The organism is Gilliamella sp. B2772 (assembly GCF_026536985.1).
Taxonomy (GTDB): Bacteria; Pseudomonadota; Gammaproteobacteria; order Enterobacterales; family Orbaceae; genus Gilliamella; species Gilliamella apicola_E.
Map to the genome: position 1 here is coordinate 55,356 of NZ_JAFNNB010000003.1, position 22,318 is coordinate 77,673.

20 protein-coding genes and 1 tRNA gene are annotated in these 22,318 nt (G+C 35.1%); 10 read left to right on the top strand and 11 right to left on the bottom strand.

The features are described 5' to 3' along the window. Positions 1-114: 114 nt before the first annotated feature. Positions 115-837 (bottom strand): type 1 glutamine amidotransferase, encoded by a 723-nt coding sequence (locus tag J3T98_RS08020; RefSeq protein ID WP_267362583.1) that lies wholly within the window; start codon positions 835-837, stop codon positions 115-117. A 636-nt stretch (positions 838-1,473) separates the two neighbouring features. Between J3T98_RS08020 and J3T98_RS08025 the strand changes: the two genes are divergently transcribed. From J3T98_RS08025 to J3T98_RS08070, 10 genes are all read left to right on the top strand, one after another. Then, the gene (locus J3T98_RS08025) at positions 1,474-3,906 is read left to right on the top strand and encodes an excinuclease ABC subunit UvrA (protein WP_267362584.1); all 2,433 of its coding nucleotides are present in this window, start codon (positions 1,474-1,476) and stop codon (positions 3,904-3,906) included. 17 nt (positions 3,907-3,923) lie between these two features. Beyond that, a complete protein-coding gene (locus J3T98_RS08030) occupies positions 3,924-4,934 on the top strand; it encodes a serine hydrolase domain-containing protein (protein WP_267362586.1) in 1,011 nt (336 codons plus the stop codon). 240 nt (positions 4,935-5,174) lie between these two features. Continuing rightward, on the top strand, positions 5,175-6,557 hold the full coding sequence (locus J3T98_RS08035) for an MATE family efflux transporter (RefSeq protein WP_267362587.1): 1,383 nt from the start codon (positions 5,175-5,177) through the stop codon (positions 6,555-6,557). A 625-nt stretch (positions 6,558-7,182) separates the two neighbouring features. Next, positions 7,183-7,773 carry a hypothetical protein gene (locus J3T98_RS08040; protein WP_220225343.1) on the top strand — a complete coding sequence of 197 codons (591 nt, stop codon included), beginning with the start codon at positions 7,183-7,185 and terminating at the stop codon, positions 7,771-7,773. A 51-nt stretch (positions 7,774-7,824) separates the two neighbouring features. After that, positions 7,825-8,265 carry a hypothetical protein gene (locus tag J3T98_RS08045; RefSeq protein WP_267362588.1) on the top strand — a complete coding sequence of 147 codons (441 nt, stop codon included), beginning with the start codon at positions 7,825-7,827 and terminating at the stop codon, positions 8,263-8,265. Continuing rightward, a complete protein-coding gene (locus J3T98_RS08050; protein WP_267362589.1) occupies positions 8,216-8,500 on the top strand; it encodes a hypothetical protein in 285 nt (94 codons plus the stop codon). Before J3T98_RS08045 ends, J3T98_RS08050 begins: the two co-directional genes overlap by 50 nt. Before the next feature lie 76 nt (positions 8,501-8,576). Further along, on the top strand, positions 8,577-9,161 hold the full coding sequence (locus tag J3T98_RS08055; RefSeq protein WP_141673979.1) for a hypothetical protein: 585 nt from the start codon (positions 8,577-8,579) through the stop codon (positions 9,159-9,161). Positions 9,162-9,563: 402 nt separating this feature from the next. Further along, on the top strand, positions 9,564-10,541 hold the full coding sequence (locus J3T98_RS08060; protein ID WP_267362590.1) for a hypothetical protein: 978 nt from the start codon (positions 9,564-9,566) through the stop codon (positions 10,539-10,541). A 30-nt stretch (positions 10,542-10,571) separates the two neighbouring features. Continuing rightward, positions 10,572-10,856, top strand: coding sequence for a hypothetical protein (locus tag J3T98_RS08065; RefSeq protein ID WP_267362591.1), 285 nt, complete (start codon positions 10,572-10,574; stop codon positions 10,854-10,856). 78 nt (positions 10,857-10,934) lie between these two features. After that, entirely contained in the window at positions 10,935-11,351 is a 417-nt protein-coding gene (locus tag J3T98_RS08070) for an SUKH-3 domain-containing protein (protein ID WP_267362592.1), read from the top strand. Between the two features lie 308 nt (positions 11,352-11,659). On the opposite strand, the gene J3T98_RS08075 is transcribed toward J3T98_RS08070, so the two are convergent. The 10 genes from J3T98_RS08075 to atpD form a co-directional block, all read right to left on the bottom strand. Next, positions 11,660-11,735 (bottom strand) — tRNA-Asn (locus tag J3T98_RS08075). A gap of 49 nt (positions 11,736-11,784) precedes the next feature. Next, positions 11,785-12,387 carry a YiiX/YebB-like N1pC/P60 family cysteine hydrolase gene (locus tag J3T98_RS08080; RefSeq protein ID WP_267362593.1) on the bottom strand — a complete coding sequence of 201 codons (603 nt, stop codon included), beginning with the start codon at positions 12,385-12,387 and terminating at the stop codon, positions 11,785-11,787. Then, positions 12,363-12,941 carry a biotin transporter BioY gene (locus J3T98_RS08085; protein WP_065633178.1) on the bottom strand — a complete coding sequence of 193 codons (579 nt, stop codon included), beginning with the start codon at positions 12,939-12,941 and terminating at the stop codon, positions 12,363-12,365. Before J3T98_RS08085 ends, J3T98_RS08080 begins: the two co-directional genes overlap by 25 nt. 120 nt (positions 12,942-13,061) lie before the next feature. After that, complete coding sequence (locus J3T98_RS08090; RefSeq protein ID WP_267362594.1) at positions 13,062-13,694, bottom strand: MBL fold metallo-hydrolase; 633 nt, start codon at positions 13,692-13,694, stop codon at positions 13,062-13,064. A gap of 19 nt (positions 13,695-13,713) precedes the next feature. After that, entirely contained in the window at positions 13,714-15,096 is a 1,383-nt protein-coding gene (locus J3T98_RS08095) for an MFS transporter (RefSeq protein WP_267357751.1), read from the bottom strand. A 112-nt stretch (positions 15,097-15,208) separates the two neighbouring features. Beyond that, positions 15,209-16,174, bottom strand: a complete 966-nt coding sequence (panS, locus tag J3T98_RS08100; RefSeq protein ID WP_267362596.1) for a ketopantoate/pantoate/pantothenate transporter PanS — start codon at positions 16,172-16,174, stop codon at positions 15,209-15,211. A gap of 43 nt (positions 16,175-16,217) precedes the next feature. After that, the gene (locus J3T98_RS08105) at positions 16,218-17,009 is read right to left on the bottom strand and encodes a TatD family hydrolase (protein WP_267362598.1); all 792 of its coding nucleotides are present in this window, start codon (positions 17,007-17,009) and stop codon (positions 16,218-16,220) included. An 8-nt stretch (positions 17,010-17,017) separates the two neighbouring features. Beyond that, entirely contained in the window at positions 17,018-20,179 is a 3,162-nt protein-coding gene (gene recC / locus J3T98_RS08110) for an exodeoxyribonuclease V subunit gamma (RefSeq protein ID WP_267362600.1), read from the bottom strand. A gap of 262 nt (positions 20,180-20,441) precedes the next feature. Further along, complete coding sequence (locus tag J3T98_RS08115) at positions 20,442-20,867, bottom strand: F0F1 ATP synthase subunit epsilon (protein ID WP_065734998.1); 426 nt, start codon at positions 20,865-20,867, stop codon at positions 20,442-20,444. A 26-nt stretch (positions 20,868-20,893) separates the two neighbouring features. Next, complete coding sequence (gene atpD / locus J3T98_RS08120) at positions 20,894-22,276, bottom strand: F0F1 ATP synthase subunit beta (RefSeq protein WP_025314341.1); 1,383 nt, start codon at positions 22,274-22,276, stop codon at positions 20,894-20,896. Positions 22,277-22,318: the final 42 nt, after the last annotated feature.

The window sequence follows — 22,318 nt, forward strand, 5'->3', positions numbered from 1 at the left end:
TCACAAACTATTACTTAGATAGCTGGTGGCTATCCTAATTTTTGTTTAATTTTCGTTACTTATGATTTTTTGATGATATAGCTTTGGATTGTTTCTATATCATCATCAAATTTATTATTTTTGGGTCTGTGATAAAAGGCTTAACTTGTCTAGAAATCCAAAAAGCTTTTGATTCATTTCAGAATAGTCATGTAAACGAAGTTGCTGGGGAGTATCAATAAAACGGTATTTCTCGGCTTGTTTTAGGTCGTTTTCAGAGTGAGCAATAAGTTGTTCAACCACGTCATGGGTTAGCTCCATATGACATTGGAAACCATACACGAATGGACCATAGGCAATGATTTGCCGTGGACAGCCTTCACTATAGGCAATGATTTGGGCATCTTGAGTTAAACCTGGCATATCATTGTGCCAGTGGCCGACAGCCAAACTATCACCGAAATGCGCAAAAAGCGGATTTTTTTTGCCTGCTTCAGTCAACGTAATTGGGAATTTGCCAATCTCTTTTTCCGGACTATGCTCGAAATGTGCACCTAAGGCTTCACCAATGAGTTGCGAGCCAAGACAGACACCGATGACTATTTTTTGTGATTTGATTGCCGTAGATATGATGGCTTGCTCGGCTAATGAGTCAAAATGTGGACACTTTTTTTTAGTCGTTGCTGGTGATTGAGGACCACCCATGATAATCAACATATCAATCTTATCTATCTTATCGGGAAGCGGCTGACCAAGATAAACACGAGAATAACTAATGGTGTGTTGATGCATTTTTGCCCATTGCTCATATGCGCCAGGTGCTTCGAAATCTTCGTGGATGATAAAGTGCACATGCATTGGTAAATCTCCTTTAATCTTATCGATCTGGGTTCTATTTTATATCGAATATGGACAATTAAACGCGAAGTTTATTATGAATCTTTTATTATGAAATGTGAAGATTTGGCGTTTTGTGGGGGAGATATTTGGTATAAAAATCTGTTTTAGTCGGATTTAGAATTCGTAAAGTTGGTTCTTGTGAGAGATTTTATGGTTTTAGCGCGAAAATGACAGTCGCTTTTGTTTGATGATAGATGCACATAATTTCTAATACGTTATTTTTGGATAATAAATACTGGGACATTTAAAAAAACAATGTCATTTTTTAATTTTAAACTTTTTCTTAAACAGTTTTATCCTTTTGAATTTTTATTAATAAATTTTTTAATTACTAATTAAGTTACCTAATTTAGCTAGGCAAAAGAAGCGAAAGCCAATATAAAATTATTAGATAATTTTTCGATGAAGTTTGAGTAAAAATATTGGTCAAATAAAACCAATGCACAAAATTGCAATTTTGTCAATAAATTTTAAAAAATATAGATATTTCATTTCACTAATAAAAAATAATGCTCTATATTTCCTCAATAGTTTGATCTTAACGATAAATAAATTAGTTGAAATTTCTTAATTAAAAAGACAAGGTGTGATTAGATGAAAAGTATAAAAATAACAGGAGCTCGCATTCACAATCTTAAAGACGTTGATATTACTATTCCCAAAAACAAATTAACCGTTGCTACCGGTATAAGTGGATCAGGAAAGTCTAGTCTGATGTTTGATATAGTGTTTGAAGAAGGACGTAAAGGGTATCTTCAATCATTAGGAATATTTCCGGGACTTGAAAATGAGAGAAAATTTGCAAGCATAGAGGGTATTGGCCCGACAATTGCTGTTAAGCAAAGCGTTGTACGTCAAAATAACCCAAGATCAACAGTAGGTTCTAAAACAAACATATTCAACCTTCTTGCCCTACTGTATTCAAGTGAAGGGCAGGTTAAATGTTCAGAGTGCAACGAAACTATTGGACAAGATAAGGTCTGCGCTAAGTGTGGACATGAGGAAGAGCGCCTTGAATTAGGCTATTTTTCCTATAATAACCCTAACGGAATGTGTATGAAATGCGCTGGCAGAGGCGCATATTATCACGTTAATATGGAAAAGCTTATTGCAAATAAAAATCCCACCGTTCGAGAGTTATTTAATTTTATCGGGGTAACCCCCGGTATACTTCGCGTCTTGGAAAGGAATTTCAAAGGCTATATGGATCAGCCTTATTTAGAAATACCGGATGAAATAAAAGAAAAAGTGGTAAACGGCCATTATGTCAGCAATAACAGTGCAAATCAAAGCTTCTGCTTATCAAGAATTTTGCAAGCTAAACACAAAAGAGGCGAATATTTAAATGGTCTGTACGAAATAACCCTCTGCTCAGAATGCCACGGATATCGCATAGGTGAAGAAGCTCGCAACATATTAATTAATGATAAACATATTGGTCAAGTCGGCAAAATGACTTTAGACGAGGCTAAAACGTTTTTTGAATCGGCATTGGAACTAAACGAAATAACGCAATTTGGGAAAAATCTTCTTAAAGATATTTTGGGTAAAACAAACTCATTAATTGCTTCTCGTTTAGGTCATTTGTCACTTTATAGAGAAATGTCCTCACTAAGTGGCGGGGAAATACAACGACTCTTCCTTAACTCGCATTTGGAATCCAAACTTGAGTCACTTATCTATATTCTTGATGAACCCACAGTAGGTCTACATGAATCAGAAAAACTTGAACTTTTACAATCTATAAAAGCGCTTAAAGATTTGGGCAACACGGTTATTGTTGTGGAACATGACAGAAGTACGATAGAAATAGCTGAACATATCATTGATATTGGCCCAAAAGCGGGAATTGAAGGCGGAGAAGTGATTTATGAAGGTGATTATGCTGGTCTGTTAAAATGCGATAAATCATTGACAGGACAATATCTTTCCGGCAAAGCAAAAATGCCGGTAAGGATGTTAAAGCAAAATATCGATGATTCTGCTATTCCCCGTTTAGTCATTCGACACGCCAAAACCAACAATTTAAAAGATATTTCAATCGCATTTCCATTAGGCGTTCTTATTGGGGTTTCGGGCGTTTCTGGAAGTGGTAAAAGCTCCTTGATATCGAACACGCTTACGCCCCTGTTAAAAAGTTATTTTCGCTTAGACGCCAATAAGAACAATAGCAATGGAGAAGAAATAGATCTTGAAGAAGAATCACTATTAATCGAAACAATAGCCGAAAGGCTTGATGGCGCAGAAAATATTTCTGGCTTTGCTGAAGTATCGCAGGCACCAATAGGAAGAAATATAAATTCGAATCCTGTTACTTTTACCAAAATATGGGACAAGATACGCAGATTATTTGCAGAACAACCCGAAGCAAAACGGTTAAATTTAACGGCTGGACACTTTTCCTTCAATTCCGAGGGCGCTTGCCGAGAGTGTAATGGTAGTGGACGTAAAGCTATTTTTCCTGAAGGTAGCTTAAAGATGTACGCAACGTGCGAAAAATGTAAAGGTAAAAGATATAACAACGAAGCTTTAACTGTCACGTATAAAGGGAAAAATATTTCAGAAATTCTTGATATGCAGATTTCTGAAGCGATAGCCCTATTTAGTGATAATGATTTCATCGTTCGTCCGTTACAGATAATGGAACGGATTGGTATGGGATATATAAAGCTTGGGCAACCCACCTCAACAATGAGCGGGGGGGAAACCCAAAGACTAAAACTCGCGAAGGAATTAGGACGGCAACGAAAAGGTCATATCTTGTATATCATGGATGAACCCACTACTGGTTTAAGCCTTTATGATACAGCTCAGCTAATAAAACTGTTGGATGAATTAATCAAAAGCGGAAACTCTGTGATTGTTATTGAGCATAATCATGAAGTTCTTGAATCGTGTGATTGGATCGTGGAGCTTGGCCCTGAAGGAGGATTAAAAGGCGGTGAAATCATTGCCGAAGGAACCCCTAAAGACTTGGTGAAAAATCCAAAATCACTAATCGGAAAATATTTAACTCCTACGACTTAAAAAGTGGATACTTGATTATGGCTAATATAAAAGAATTAGAAACCATTGATGCAGAATCGGTGGATATGAATCCAGATAAATTGAGAGAGCTGGATGTCGCCTTGAATTTTCAACTAGGCATTATTAAAGGAATCGCAATTTTGCGAAAAGGCGGCATTGTGTTTGAAAAATATTTCAAAGGTTACCATGCTGAAAATACTCATCATCTCACTTCAGTAACACAAAGCGTTACTTCCGCTTTAGTGGGAATAGCCATTGATAAAGGATATATAAAAAGCGTCGATCAACCAATACTGGATTTCTTTCCAGAAGCGAAATCCAAAGCTAGTGATATGTTAAAGCGAAATCTAACAATCAAACATTTACTAACCATGACTGCACCCTATTTTTGGAAAAAGAGTGAGCCATTAGATAGGTTGAGAAGGCAAAAGAATTGGACGATGTTTATGCTTGAAATGTTGGGACAAAAAGGCCAGCTTGGGGAGTTTCAATTCAATATGTCTAATGCCCACCTTCTTTCAGCGATTATTACGCGGAGTACGGGGCTATCAACCCGAGAATTTGCCAATAAATCATTATTCAGCCATTTAGGGGTGAAAGAGATCGTTGACCAGCAGATGAAATCCTTTTCTAAAGAAGAGGTCTATGGTGAAAATATTACCGGTTGGATAAAAGATCCTCAAAATATCAATACTGGAGGCTGGGGACTGTCTTTAACTCTGCGTGATATTCTTCGTTTGGGATATTTGTATTTGAATAAAGGCCATTGCAATGATAAGCCGATCATTTCAGAAAACTGGATAACTGAATCGCTAAAACAGCATACGGAAGATTGTGGCTATATGTGGTGGCTTAGAGAAGATAAGGGTATTAACACTTTTCTCGCGGCAGGCGTAGGCGGAACTTATCTCTATTGTGTTCCCGAAAAGGATCTGATAGTGGCAATCGTATCGAAAGTCGACAAGATGATAATCGACAGGTGGGAACTCATGGCGGATTATATTATTCCATCAATTACAGACAGTTAATATTTTCGTCGTAAATAAAATATCCCTTCTGCGATTCATTCCACCAAAAGGCAAGAAGGTTTTACCGCCATGAACTGTCTAACAAAACGTTTTAGGTTGGGATAGGTGCTGTTCGGGCAGGTACTATAAAGTGAAAAATATAATGGATATTTTGCTCTCGATAAAATGTCGATTAGAAGCTTTTTTGCGCTAGAGAAAAAATAACATCACTATTTAAAAAATAAACTTAAAGAGAAATCTATGTCAAATTTTCAAGAAAAATTGCAAAAAGGCATGTTTGAAGGTCCAATCATGCCAATAATTATAAAAATAGGGATTCCCATTCTCATTGGTCACTTATTAAATTATGCTTACTTAATAATCAATACCTATTTTATTTCATTGATCAATCCTACTTCTTCAGCCCCGTTGTCGGGAACCGGTCTTTTATTTCCATTATTTTTTGTCTTTGAAGCTATCGCCTCAGGTTTAGCCGTTGGACTCAGTACTACAACGGGGCGATTGATCGGCGAAAAACGATTTAATCATTATCAAAATCTGGGTGTTACAGGTGTCGTCATAGCTTTACTGCTAACCGTGCCATTTATGATTATGTGTTATGCTTTTGGCCCACAAATTATTAATTTATTATCAGGTGATAAATTAAGCCTAGAAGCAACAGTCTATAGTCTACAGTTTTTATATTCATTAGCTCCAGGTTTACTGTTCATAATATTATTACAGGTTTATGGGGGTATTCTTATTGGCGAAGGCCTGACATATGTTACTGCAATATCATTTATGATTATGGTAACGCTCAATATCATACTTGATCCGATATTGATATTTGTACTCGATGTGGGGGTGGCTGGTGCAGGTTTAGCTACAACAATATCGTTATTTATGGCTTTTATTTATTTAATCCGCTTTATACACAAAGGAAAATCAAGAATTCCGTTAACATTTAACCTTGCTCACTTTAACGGAAAAATTGCCAGAGAAATCATTCGAATTGGATTGCCTCAGTTTTTAATGACAGCCTCAACTTATATCATTATCGTTGCATATAACAAAATGATCACCAATACCTTTGATGAAAATGCAATGAATGCATGGACATTGGTTGGGAGAATTGATCAGATTTTAGTTATTCCGATGATTGCTATTGCTGGTGCAATGACGGTCTTTATTTCGCAAAATTATGGACGTAATCAACTTGATCGGATTAAAGAAGCTTTAAATCTAAGCTTAAGGACAATAATGATATTATGTAGCATCATTGCAGCACTTTATGTATTACTTTCTCCTTGGTTATTTTCAATATTTACTTCAATACCAGAAGTGATTGATCTTGCCAGAAAACAAGTGCTAATCGTATCATTTACCTTTTGTTTTATGGCAATAACGTGGATAATCGCATCATTCTTTCAAGCGACAGGAAAACCCCTACCTGCGGTAATTATCCTTTATATTAGAATGATCATTATTTTTTCTATAGGACTATATTTAGTCTATGTTCAAAAAATGGGAATGAATGGCATTTTTATCTCTATGGCAATCGGAAACCTAATTTCATGTTTATTGTCATTTTTGTGGGTGAAGAAAAGGCTGAAATCATTAAAATTCAAATCAATTTTGGAATAAGTTATTTTCGTCTATTGCTACGCTATTATCTCAAACAATATTAAGCAAATAAGCTAAGTACAAAAGTTAATCAAGTAGAAAAAAGACATATTGTAAAAAATAATTGGGTAGATATTGAATATCATTATATTATTGGAAGAAAAGAATAGGGAAAAATTAATATCTATGAAGCACATCCCCGAATTAAAGTCGAAATTCAATCAGTTCAATAAGATTATAAATGGATGACAATATGAAATTATTAAAGATCTTAATAATACTATTGCTATTAATTAAATGTTTTACCCAAATTCTTATTTGCAAGGATGATCCTACTGTCTTTTTGGCGCTAAAATTGAATCCTCTTTCTGAAAATTATAATTATATTAATTATTTAAGTCACAATAGTTATTATGTTTTGTTTTCTGATGAAAATGAAATGATAGGACAAAATATCATTGATATGATTTATAAGATTCCTTTAATTCTTTATATTTCAGTTTTACTTATACTGTTTTTTTTAAAACGTAAAAATACAAAAGAGAAAACCCTATGAAGCAATTTTTACCACATATTACTTTTTGGGGTTTAAATTTTTTTGCTTTTCCTGTCAGTCGACTTAATAGTAAAAGGAAACAATTTTAAAATGAGAATATTATTACTGATTCTATTGTCTTTGGCTAACATAGCGTGTAGTCAAAAAATTGAGAGTCAACAAGCTGATGATCATGTCACTCCCATTGAATATGATTACGTAGTTACTGAGGTTTTTTTAGAGTCTCCTCCTTCTTCTACTCCTAAGGTTTCTCCTAAGATAGATCTGCAGTCTGATACGCATTTATCTGGTCAATCAGGCTATGCCTATAAACTAAAAATCAGCGATCAAGAAGAATTAATCTTCTTAAATTATATTAAAGATTACAAACTTTATTCAGAACCAAGACTAAGTAGAAATGGTGTTATATCTAAAATCGAAGGATATGAAGGATACGATGACGTATATGCAGGTATTTATTCAATTGATTTTAAAATATCTGAAAATAAACATTATGTTGAAATGGATACTATTAGCAAAGGTTATGTTGGAACATCAGAGGAACTAAACGGAAACTATCAATGTATCATTATCGATATCAAAAACTCAAAAGTTGTTAGGTCAGGGGTAGATATGTGTGACGGCGAGTGGAAAGATAATCAATGGATAAGTCAAGGAAAAGTTGAATTTGATGGCAAATGAAGTTTAAGTTCGAAAGAAAGATAAACAACTAAAAAACATGGGAATTTTAAAATGAGAATATTATTACTGATTCTATTGTCTTTGGCTAATATAGCATGTAGTCAAAAAATAGAAAATCAATCAGCAGTGACTCAAACAATCCCACATTTTGATGCTACGGTTTATCAACTTATTGACTTTTTTAATAAAAAAAATTTTAAAGGAATTAACCAATATATTAATAAAGATATAGGTCTTTTCATTGTATATAATGGAAGTACCAGCCCAACAATGAGAAGAATTGAACAATTTAAATCGAATAATAAGATAACTGAAAATACAATACCGTCATGGGTAGACGATGAATTGCTAGGGGTTTCAATATCTGGCAATCCTAAAATACAATATGAACAATATCCTACATTTGATCCATGTAGTGAAAAAGTCACTAAACTAGGTCTGTATGCCAATTCAAAAGAAAAAAATATCGAGGCTATTAAAAATAGCGCTTGATTATTATCATTGGGAACTAAAACACTATCAATTTGAAAAAAATCCTGTTTGGGAGGAATATCAAGCCATTGCCGATAAAATAGCCCCTAAAACAGTTAAAGTTGTCTATATAGAAAACTTTCCAGGTATAATACCGAATCATGAAAAAAATATTTTTATATTTTATCTAACCCAATTAGATAATAAATGGTATTTATCCATTCTAGATTTTTATACTATGGATTGCAGTGCATAAAATGCGTGGTAATAAAAAAATATATCGGCAAAAATTAGACTAAATTCCTATAATACCAAAGATGAAGATGATGAAAATGAAAATAAACCGCACTAAAATTAAAAACTATTTGATTAGTTTATTTTTAGCAATTTTTTTACCATTCAGTTGTAATGCCTACGAAAATCAATATATAGATACAAAATTTGTCTATGAAGAATATGATCGAAATAATGATTATTTTAAATCAAAAGAGTTAGACAAGCTTTTTAATCTTAATAATGAAGACTATTTGCTTCCAGATACTTTTGGTCTTGATACAGAGTTTTATTATGTTCGACCCATTGAAATTAAAGATAATCATAAAAATTATTATATTCTCTTATATGATAAAAATGACATTTTAAGAGATGTGCTCCCCGTTGCTAATAAATATGTATATTCTATTGATGTTCGATTAGAAAATAATAAAAATGGAATTTGTTTGGGGACATTTGATGAAGAAAATGTTTTTTTTGAGATTGAAAAAATTTATGAAGTCACTAAGGAAATAAAATTAAAACCTTTACCAATTGAGACCAAAATATTGGACTGCCCTATACCTGCTGATTATAATACTGAGGATAATATAGGTATGGAAGATTACTTCAAATATGGCGTATTAGGCAATAGAAAATTATAGTTTTAAAAAAGAATTAGTTTTAAATAGTTTTATAGAAAATCAACATAAAAATCCTGAATAATGATATACCAATTTATTGCGACTAAATGATATATAATTATTCAGGATTTTTCACTATGGATTGCCGTGCATAATATGCGTGATAATAAAAAAATATATTGGCAGAAATTGTTAATATTCATAGTAACTTATCAATTAAAAATTCACCTAAAATAAAGCGGAAATAAATTCACTATTATCTGAAATTAGGTATATACTCTCCATAAATTCTGAAAACCGCACTCATATACTGCACCCGTTATTCTATACAAGCGTTTTTTAAAGTACGGGGGAAACATTGTAAAAAATAAACAAGGAATATTGGCAATGAGATTGATAATAGCATGTATAACCCTCTTATTTATGAGTAATCAAATAGCGAATAGCCAACCGATTAATAAAAATAAAAAAGACGATCTTATTACCCAAATTATGCAAGCTCCGCTTGCCAGCCCGCCAATTGGTGATAAACATGTTTTATATCCCTTTGCAACACATTGGCAACATGCAGAAACAGAAAGTGAACGTTCGGGGAATGAAAAGGCTTTTGATGAATTAGCCAGGAATTTATATAAGCAGTCCCAATCAGAACAATCCTATAAGATTACTTTAACCCAAGAAAATTTAAAGCAGATTGTTCAGGATTCCTATGATATCCCATTTAATATCAACGATATTTTAAACCAGAAGATTACAGTTCATGTGGAAAAAATAGCCGGCTTTCCTCAGTTTGATCTGTTTCTACTCACCACCGAGAACCTTGAGTTAGAATGCAACCATTGCGAGTATGGAAGACACCTTATTTTTCAATCCATTATCTCTATCAGCTCTGATCAAATTGTGGATAAATTAGCAGCCACTTACGAATATGGAAATGATCTGGGTAGAAGCTATCGATTTTTCTATTATGATAATGGGAAAATAATTATTAGGGATTTTGGTAGTGATGAGACAGACAGTGCTGCTAATGAAAAAAGAACATACCAACTGACACCCCAAGGCAAATTCATCCGCTATTATGATACTAATGGTTCTTTTCAAAATACAGATCTTAATGATACAGAGGAAGGTTTAGTTCAAAACCATACTCGCGAGGGGGTATGGATCGAGATAACAGGCAGTAAATATGCGCCTTTAGGTATCGGTTATATTTATCTCGAATCGGAATACAAAAATGGCCTGCCTGTTGGTATTTGGAAATGTCATCAATTAGAACATAATGAACTGAATGAACCCATCTTATCCACTCGCAAAAAAGGCAAACTTTTGTACACAGAAACCTATAAAGACGGTGAGCTTGTCGAACGCAAATTTGTGGGACCATTGTTAATGATGAAATAATTACAAAATTTTGCAGAAATAGAAAAATTTATGAGTAAACTTCGAAAAATAGAATCTAGTTACCAGTTTGAGAGAATGTTTCTACATATTGGAAGTATAGCGAGTCCAACTAGGTTACTTGATGAGTTAGAACAAGATAAATTAATATTACATGAAGGTATTTTTGATAAAGATCCCTCTTTTTATAAAAATATTTTGACAACAAAAAAAGGATTGGATTATTTAAATGAAAAATTAAAAAACACTTCATTTTCTACAAAAGAATTGACTGGGCAAAGAATTGATATATTGAAAAAAATATTTGGTATAGATTAATTTTATTTTGTGTTTAATAAGGGATAAATAAAATCTGATGAAAACAAAGGAAACGATAGAAATATTAAAAAAAGCAGGATGGGAATTAGGGAGAGAGAAAAAAATAAAAAAGAAATAGAATTTTTAGCAATTAAAGGCTATATCATATCAGATTCTTTTGTTTCTTTTTATAAAGAATATGGGCAATTGTATATTGATATTAAGGTAAAAGGAAACGATAGAGTAATTGATTTTAATATATATACTCCAGTAAGTTATGATTATGATGAAGTTATTATAAATGATTACCCTAAAATAATAGGTTCTAAAAATTCAATTCCTATAGGAAATATTGATGGAACATCTTATTTAATCATAGACGAAAATAAAAAAATATATTCTTTATATGATGGAAGTGTTCTGATTATAGGTGAAAATCCAGATAATGCATTAAATAATTTATTTAGTAAGGAATGGAGAGAATTTCAGGAATTACCCATACCTGATTGGTGGTAGAGTATTAAAAAACAAAACCTTACTTATAACTTATTTTAACTATAACGAATAGAATTTAAATCTTCTAATTTGTTCTTTTCTTCCGAGAGATAGATTATCATGCAGCAATCGAAAGCGATCCTCAAAGTATCGCTTTACTTCTTATTTGAAAAAAAAGAGCATTTTTGCTGACCCGCATTTAAACCCGAAAAAATATTGAATTGATAGAAAAATTGATAGATGTATATGGATGAGCGGTATACTAAAAAATATAATATATTGATTTATAATCAAATAGAGACGTATAGATATGAGATGAAGTGGAAAGTTGGCTCCTCCAACAGGACTTGAACCTGTGACATACGGATTAACAGTCCGCCGTTCTACCGACTGAACTATGGAGGAACCGAAATGTAGCGCGCATATTATAGATTTAATCGCCCCATGTCAACTGTTAAATTTTTTTAACTGTATTTTTAACGCATTTATGATGATTCACGATTGTTTTGAATAAGGCTTTTTGTCTAAGTAATTGCTGAGGGTGTGAGCCAAGTTCGCCTTGCGGGATGGGTTGTTTTTGGTAGTATTTGATCCAATAAGGAATAATTTGACCAGTCGCAGAATCTTTGAAATTCATTGGATAGCGCTGAAAATAGTCTTCACCTGATGGGTATTTAAAGGCATAAGTAATTAATTCGCTACAGTAAAATCCTTCATCTTCAGCACGGAAACTATGGTTATAGGGCAATCCTAAACACGTTTTAACTCGGGTTATTGCATTTTTTATGACTGAATCATCATAAATGGTTGCGATCAGATTATATTTAGCCCTCGCTAAAAAGTCATTAAGGGGTTGTTGAATCACGCCATGCTGTTGAGTGGCTTCTATGACGATATTATTACCAACATATAACCCAACATGGTTTATCTGTTTGATTATTTCATCCGTGTCGGCACCAGAATGCGTCACTGCGGTATTGAATTCGCTTTCTTCATTCTGGGCTTGGAAAATAATATCGCCAATTTGCATGGTTATTTGCGTGCGTGGTGGCGCCATAATGAGAACATTACGCAAGTTGCAATAATAAATTTAGCTGCATCAACACCAACAAAAGGTAAGTAGCCGACTTTTAGTGCTTCGATAAGTGAAATATGCATATATCCCATTAGATAAACGACACCAAATACAAATAAGAGTTGATGTGCACAAGCGAAGGCAATTAAACCTAAAATAAAGTGACGATCGTATCCTTTTTCGGCAGCAAAACCGGCTAAATAAGCACTAAATATATAACCATACAAATAACCTGATGACGGTGAAGCTAATGCCATAATTCCACCGCTACCGTTAGCGAATAGTGGTAATCCCATTGCACCTAAAAAGAGATATTGAAGTATGGTTAATGCACCTAGTTTACGACCTAAAAAAGCGCCAATTAACAATACGGCTAACGATTGAAGTGTGAATGGTACTGGGTAGGTGGGAATACTGATATTAGCTGCTAACCCTAGCAGTAGGGCCGCCCCTGTAGTTGCACACAGTTTGCGTTGCCAAGATGATAAGTTAAATAGTGTATTGATATAAGTTGGATAATATGTTGTGAGTTTCATTATTTTCTACCATTAAAAGATAAACAGTAGTGCAATAATAATACAAAAATTTATAATGTAAACTTTTTTGTTTTAAAAATGTTTACATTATTCTTTAATCTATTTAAACAAATAGTGACGTTATACTAAGTAAGGGTTAGTCATTCGTTCATTACCAAAGCTCGACATCGGGCCATGACCAGGTACAAAGATAAAATCGTCGCCTAATGGAAAGAGTTTATGGGTAATTGATGAGATCAGATCTGCATGATTTCCGCGAGGAAAGTCGGTTCGTCCAATACTGCTTTTGAACAGCACATCACCCACAAACGCAATTTTATCTTGTTTGTTAATAAATACGATATGACCCGGAGTATGACCTGGGCAGAATAAAACATCTAAAGTGACATTTCCTACTTTTATTTGTTCACCTTCGGTTAACCAGCGATCGGGTAAAAAGCTATCAATATGAGGAAAACCAAATTGTATGCATTGTTGTGGTAAGCCTGACAGTAAAAATTCATCTTCTTGGCTAGGTCCAATAATTTTAACGTTATAGTGTTTAGCTAATTCCACCGCTGCACCAACATGATCTAAATGACCGTGGGTAACCAGTATTTGTTTAATATCTACATTAAGCTTTTCAACTGCTTTTTTTAGTAGTTCTGGCTCACCACCTGGGTCGATAAATGCGGCTTGATTTGTTTCATCACACCAAATAATGCTACAGTTTTCTTGAAAAGCTGTAACGGGAATGATTTGATACTGAAACATATTGTTATCTCCTTGTTGTTTAGTGCCGAGCCGTTAAATTTTGACCATCTTCTTTTGTTAATTGAGCAAAGATTATGCTTGATAGCATAGTTACCACACCTAGTATAACAAAGGATAGCTGAAATGCGTGAATAGTCGTTGTTGAGTTGCTAAATAATCTAACCAATACCGCACCAAAGCCAGTACCAAAACTGATAGCTAATTGTTGATTGACCGCCATTAAACTATTGCCACTGCTAGTGTTTTCGCCTTGTAGGTTAGCTAAAGTTATACTATTCATTGAGGTAAATTGCATTGAGTTAACGCCACCAATACAAAATAGTAAAATACCTAATATGACTAGTGGTGTGGTTAAATTTAATAATGACAGTAAAAGAATCAATATTCCCGCTAAAATAGTATTTGCAACCAACACAAAACGATAGCCTAATCGAGCCAATAATTTGGTAATAAAAAATCGCGTAAAAATTGAAGCGATCGCCATTGGTACTAACATCATTCCGGCAAACATGGCTGAATAGCCAAATCCAACCTGTAAAAATAACGGAATAAGAAAAGGTACACCTGAAATACCTAAGCGACAAACTAAATTCCCGATAATGCCAATTTTGAATGTACGGATATTGAATAATGAGAGTGGAAACAGCGGTGCTTGTCTCTTTTGGGCGTAGCTACGATAAATAAAGAGAAATACGATGCTAATAATAGCAAGCGATAGCGGTAAATAATATTGTTGACCTTCATTTAAACATTCAATACTCAGCGTCGCGCTGATGAAGGTTATAACAATAAAAATAAATCCAAATGCGTCAAAAGGCATATGTTCACCTTTTAGGTTCGGCATATATTTTAAGCTGACAAGCACGCCTAAAATACCAATGGGCAAATTAATCAAAAAGACCCAATGCCAACTTACCATATCAACCAAATAACCACCTAAAACAGGTCCGAGTACCGGTCCAATTAATCCGGGAATGGTGGCAGTATTTAATGCGGATAAAAACTCATTACGTTTAAATGCCTTAATTAAAACCAAACGGGAAACGGGGACCATCATTGAGCCACCAATGCCTTGAATTACTCTTGATATATCTAAGAATATTAACGAATTAGATAGCGCACAAAGCAATGATCCTAATGTAAAGAGTGCGACCGCCATGACAAACACGTTTTTGGTACCAAATTTGTCAGATAAAAACCCACTTACCGGAATAAATAGTGCCAAGGTTAATGCGTAACAAATTACCGCTGATTGCATATTTAATGGCGATTCATTGAGATCTTTAGCCATGGTTGGCAGCGCAGTATTTAAAATCGAGGTATCAAGCGATTGCATAAAAAAAGCAAAGGCTGCAATCCAAGGTAATATTCGATAGACAAAAGGAGGTAATTCGCGATTCATTTTATTCAGCCTAATATTATTAAATTGCACGAACGATATGCTTAGCGCTAAGATTATGCTCTCTTACCTTTATGATTGGGTAAGAGAGCCCATGAATGCTATTTTATGATAATTAATTATTAGCTTTTTTCTTATCTTTAACCGGTTTGCCTTGCCAATAACCCGCCAAGAGTGAGCCAGAAATATTGTGCCAAACAGAAAATACCGCAGCTGGCAGTGCTGATAAAGCTGAAAAATAGGTGGTACCCAGTGTTGCAGCTAATGCTGAGTTTTGCATTCCCACTTCTAAAGACATGGTTCGGCAGGTCGATTCATCAAATCCAAATAAACGTCCTCCCCAATAACCACCTAACAAACCAATTCCATTATGGATGATTACTGCAAAAATGACCATTATACCGACTTGACCAATGAGCGCATGACTACCCGCTACAACTATGCAAATAATTAATAAAATACATAACATTGAGAGTAATGGTAGGAAGCGCTCACATTTTTTTACTACTGAATATAAAAAGTGATGAACAATTAATCCCAATAATATTGGAACAAGTACGATTTGGACAATATGCACTAACATATCCCATACAGGTACTTCAACAGTGGTGCCGACTAATAGTAGTGTAAGTAGTGGGGTGACCACGACACCAACAAGTGTTGATACTGATGAGATGGTGACTGATAAAGCCACATCACCCTTAGCTAGATAAATCATTACATTCGAGGCGGTTCCACTCGCAACACTACCAACTAAAACCATGCCAACTAATAACTCAGGTCGCATGGTAAATAATTTAGATAAGATCAATGCGGTTAGTGGCATAACAATATAATGCAGTAGGGTGCAAATTATTACCGCTTTAGGTTTGGTAACGACGCGTTTAAAATCATCAATACTTAACGTTACGCCCATGGTAAACATGACAAACATTAATAGTTGTGATGTATGAGGGCGAATTGGAAGGAATGCGTTAGGTAAAAAATAGGCGATTATTGCGCAAAGCACTGCCCATAGAGGAAATAATCGAGTAAGTGAAATAAGGGATTGCACAAATAACTGACTATAGCGTCGAGACATAAGCACCACCTTGTGGCTGAATAATTTTTTAATAATTATATGGTTAAGTTTGATTTAGTCTTTCCATTTTATTGATTCTATTAAATAGCGTCAAGGTATTTGTTAGAATTGTGTCGCGTATTTCTATCGGATTTTCAGGACGTAATTGACAAAGAATCTTAAAAATATCGACAATATTTTCTGGTCGATTGATTTGTCCTTGCCGGCCACTTAACGGCATGTCAGGTGCATCGGTTTCTAACACTAAACTTTCGAGCGGTAATTTGGCGATGGTTTGACGAGTTTTATTGGCTCGCGCATAGCTTATTACGCCACCCACACCAATGTAATAGCCTAATTTAACAAATTGCATGGCTTGTTGATAACTTCCAGAAAAACCGTGGATCACGCCACGATAGGGTAAATTGGCTTGATGTAATTCATGATAGATAACATCGTGTGTTTTGCGGGAATGGATTAAAACCGGTAAATCAAAGCGCTTGGCTATACTCAATTGTGCTCGAAAAAAATCAAGTTGCTGTTGCCACGCAATCGAGTTGTCATAACGATCCAAACCGATTTCGCCAATAGCGACTATTTTTTTTGAGTGAGTACTAACTTTATCTACTAATATTTCAAGGTCAGTAGGGGAGTGTTGATATATAGGATGTAGGCCAAGTGCAGCATAAAGTTCATGATACTGTCCGCTGAGTTGCAAAATTTCGCTAAAATGATCGGCACATACGGCCGGAATAATTAAACCAGTAATCTGAGCTTGGCGAATGTGGTTGATTGAATTATCTAAATCGGTAACAAAAGCAGGAAAATTGAAATGGCAATGTGTATCAATAAACATAATGCCTCCTATTCTTCGACTTGATGTAATAATACCGGTAATAAAAATCGCTGAGCAAGATGGATTATTTGCTCAATTAATTCATTGTTCAACTCAGGGTATAATCTTGCGTAATAACTATCACATTCAGCGGAGTGAAATTGTCCACCTTGCCATGCATTTAATAATTTACTGATAGCTTTTTCACTCGGCTCAATTTCTGCTGTTTTTGGATTATATGCGGTAATTAACCAACTCCATGCACTTTGTAATGGTAACAACATCGGTTGATTAATACCTTGTATATAACCGTCAACCAAATCAGTTAATATTGCTAAAGCTTGGTTAGCATCAATGTGTGAAAAACGCCATTGATTGTCTTCTCGCCCATATAATCGACTTTGGCTTTTATCTGTATTTAAAATACAATAAATTAAATGGTCAATCCATAATGATATACCATCACGAATAGAGAGATTAGTCGGTCGCCAAGTTAAAATGCCATCTTGTTGAATATGAGTTAACCATCCTTGTAATTGATAATGTTGTTTATTTATCGAAATGGTTAAATTCACCTCTGACGTTGAAAGATCGGTTCGCTCTTTAAGGATTTTGTTAGCTAATGGCTGTAATAATTCACATTGTTCATCATAAATAATCTCACCAAAAAAACCATCTGGTAATTCACCCGTCAATGTCAGGCGTTGATACAAATTATCAGTTGAGTCCTTAGTGATCATCTCATTTAGAATCTGTAAATTGAGTTGATAGCGTTTCAAGCTATCTAGGCTAAAGTTTTCAGCATCGGGTAATGTATCATCTAAATAATTGATATAAAAATTAAAGCGTTTTTGTAAAAAGAATCGAATAGAGTGTTGATAAAATCGCTTTAGTTCATCCAATTTGATGTTATCAACAACCATATTGGTGATATCACTGATAAATGATTGGCTTTCCCCTGCTTTTAACGCTGCTGGTAACCACTCATCGGCATAACTTCTTGGCTCATTTAAGAAATTTAGCGGATTAAATGGGGTGCGGGTATGCAATGTTTTTAATTTATCTATTAGATGATTTTTTTTAGTGGAATTTTCATCCGTTGCATAATACTGCACAATATAATCCCAAAGTTCATCAACCAATATCGATGGATAACGTTCGCTATCATCTTTCATATCACGGCCAATATAACTGATATAGAGTTGATTTTGTGCCGATAAAATAGCTTCTAAAAATAGATAACGATCATCAATACGTCGACTACGATCGCCGCGTCTTGGATTTTGTGCAATTAAATCAAAATCTAAAGGTAATGATGTTCTTGGGTAGTCACCATCGTTCATACCTAATAAGCAAACCAATTTAAACGGAATAGAACGCATTGGCATCATAGTACAAAAGTTTATTTTACCAACTAAGAATCGATGCGCTAAGTGGCTTTGTTCCAATCGGGTTTGCATAGCATCATGTAAGACGGTTATCGAAATATTGTCGGTAAAATTGGCATTTAAACCACTGCTAATCAGTTTTTCCCACTCTTCTTGGATCATGAGTAAAATTGATTCACGCGATGTATTGCTAACAAAGAAGTCATTGATAAGCTCAATACAGCAACTTTGCCATTCAGATAACGGTTTGTCTTCACTTAAAATATTTAGCCATTTACGTACAGATTTTATAAATTCTGCTAATTGGCCAATTAATTCGGCATCTAATCCTGTAGCCCCATCATAAGGTAATATCTGTTGCCAGCCACCTTGTTCACTATTCATGGTATAACCAAGTAGTAAGCGCTCAATACCAAATAGCCAACTGTGAGCATTTTCGAGACCAAAACGAATACCAGACTCAATAATCCAAGTATGTAATAAAGTTAGTTGTGGCTCACTTATGGTAAATTTTTCAGCAATTGCTGGGATTTCTAGCAGGTTAAATAACTCTTCGGCAGTAAAGCGGCTTTCAGTAAAGTTTAAGATAGCAAAAAATCCTTGCACAATGGGATCGATGTTACGCGCTTTTTGATCGGAAATGGTAAATGGTAAATGACGTTGTCCTTCAGCATTTCCAAATACGGATCGAATATAAGGTACATACTTATCAATATCTGAAACCATGACAATACAATCACGTAATTCCAGTGTTGGATCGGCATCAAATGCCGATAATAGATAATCATAAAGTACTTCGACTTCCCGCTGTTCGCTATGACAAGCATGAAATGTTATCGATCTATCTTGGTTATCGATTTCATCTACTGGTGCTTCACGGTAGAGCTCTAAAATATCTTGCTGAATAGCATGTAATAGACAATTACGTTCATTGTCGACAAAGAGATCAATATCCTGCTTATTTTGAAACTCTTGCAATAAAAATAGGTTATCTCGTCCCAATTTTCCCCACGATGTCAGTAGTGGGTTTTGTGTATCCGATATTTCAACAATATCTCCCCAATACCATTTACAAGGGTTGTTAAACATGAGGTGAACGTCTATATGTTGTCCAAGTGCGGATAATAGTGATAGATAAATTGGGGGCAAAGAGGTGATGCCAAAAATATAAATCCGCTTAGGTAAATTGTTTAATCGGGCGCGATCAAAGTCACTATCTAACATAATCTCTAACATTTGTTGATAAATGTTAGCACGATGATAGGGTTGGCTAATCGAGATGAGTTGACGCCATAATTCCGCTTGCCACTTCTCATCCGGGTGGTTGTTTAATTCAGTTACTGTTTGATTGGCTTCCCATTTGGCTAGCCAGTCCGGGCGATAAACTAAATACTGGTCAAATAATTTTGCTATGCGAGTTGCTAATTGGTACTGTTTTCGTTCTTCTTTATCAATATTAAGATAAAATTTTATTGTTTCAAATTCTGGCCGCTCAATAATTTTTGGCAATAGATAATATAAACGCCAAGTCATTGATTCGACATTATAACTATTTTCAATTGGTGCCTCAGGCAGAAGGGCTTGGTATAACTGCCAAATAAATTGACTCGGAAAGGGAAAATCAACATTAGCCACAATACCAAGATCGTTAGCCAATTCAATTTGTAACCACTGCGCCATCCCTTGGCTTTGCACAATGACCATATCAGGTGTAAACACTTGCTCTAAGGGGTCTCTGCGCATTAATTCGCTGACTAATGATTTGAGTAAATCGACTTGATTAGAATGATAAATAGTAAACATGGTTACATTAGTTTTAATATAATTAAATTGATTATCGCCGATTGTTATTAATAAATCCAGTTACGTATAGGCTGTGTTTTTTATATCGTAATTATTCTTATAATATCCACTCACTTTTGTAAAAAAAGTTGAGGAACGGGGTTTTTGAAGGGGAAAGTTGTGTTTTTTCGTTATCAAATGATGCGATTAAGTCGCTAATAAAAAAGGCTACAATTTATTAATTTGTAACCTTTATTGCTTTGTTGAATGATCAACGTATATTTTATTGACCCATACGACGCGTTAACTCGATAACACGTATTTTTGCTAAGGCTTTTGACAGTTCAGCAGATGCTTGAGCAAAAGACATATCATCGCTTGGGTGATTAATGTGTTCTTGTGCTTGTCTTACTGCTTCTTGCGCCCTTGCTTCATCTAAGTCTTCACCACGAATAGCGGTATCAGCTAAGATTGTGACCAAAGTTGGTTGTACTTCTAAAATACCACCTGATAGATAGATAAACTCTTCTTCACCATTGGCTTTTACAATCCCGACCATTCCCGGCTTTATAGTGGTCAGTAACGGAGTGTGACCGGGATAAATTCCGAGTTCACCTTCTCGCCCTGTGACTCTGATTCGCTGAACATCACCTGAAAAAAGGTGAGATTCAGCACTAACAACTTCTAATTGATAGGAAGTTAGTGCCATAATGCTCTCTCCGTTCTATAAATCTCTTAGAGAGATTTTGCTTTCTCAATCGCTTCGTCGATTGAACCAACCATATAAAATGCCTGTTCAGGAATATGGTCATAATCACCGTTCATAATACCTTTAAATGCACTGATGGTGTCTTTTAATGGTACGTATTTACCTGGTGAACCAGTGAACACTTCCGCAACGAAGAATGGTTGAGATAAGAAACGTTGAATCTTACGTGCTCGAGCAACAGTTAATTTATCATCTTCCGATAATTCATCCATACCAAGAATTGCAATGATATCTTTTAATTCTTGATAGCGTTGAAGAATTGACTGTACGCCACGAGCACAATCGTAATGTTCTTGACCAACAACAAGTGGATCTAATTGACGACTTGTTGAGTCAAGTGGGTCAACCGCTGGGTAAATCCCTAATGATGCGATTTGACGACTTAATACGATTGTTGCATCCAAGTGAGCAAAGGTTGTTGCCGGCGATGGGTCAGTTAAGTCATCGGCTGGTACGTATACTGCTTGGATTGAGGTAATTGAACCGGTTTTAGTTGAGGTGATACGTTCTTGTAATAACCCCATCTCTTCTGCTAATGTCGGTTGGTAACCTACCGCAGATGGCATACGACCTAATAGTGCAGATACTTCGGTACCGGCTAAGGTATAACGGTAAATATTATCGATAAATAATAGTACGTCTTTACCTTCGTCACGGAATTTTTCCGCCATGGTTAAGCCAGTTAACGCTACGCGTAAACGGTTCCCTGGTGGCTCATTCATCTGACCATAAACTAACGATACTTTATCAAGTACGTTTGATTCTTTCATTTCATGATAGAAGTCGTTACCTTCACGAGTACGTTCACCCACACCAGTAAATACTGAGTAACCTGAGTGCTCGATCGCGATGTTACGAATTAATTCCATCATGTTAACGGTTTTACCCACACCCGCACCACCAAATAGACCAACTTTACCACCTTTTGCAAATGGACAAATTAAGTCGATAACTTTGATACCGGTTTCAAGTAATTCTGTTGAGTTAGCCAACTCTTCGTATGTTGGTGCTGCACGGTGAATCGCCCAACGCTCTTCTTCACCAATAGGACCTGCTTTATCAACAGGATCACCAAGTACGTTCATAATTCGGCCAAGTGTTTTTGTTCCCACAGGAACTTCTATGCCGTGACCTGTATTTACTACTTTAAGTCCACGTCTTAAACCATCAGATGAGCCCATTGCAATACAACATACAACGCCACCACCTAATTGTTGCTGAACTTCCAGAACTAATTTTTCAGTGCCAGTTTCCACTTCTAATGCATCATATACCTTTGGTACTGCATCTTCTGGGAATTCGACATCAACCACCGCACCGATGATCTGGACAATCTTTCCAGTAGCCATTTTTATTCCTCTACGTCTTTTTCTTAACTATAAGCCAATATT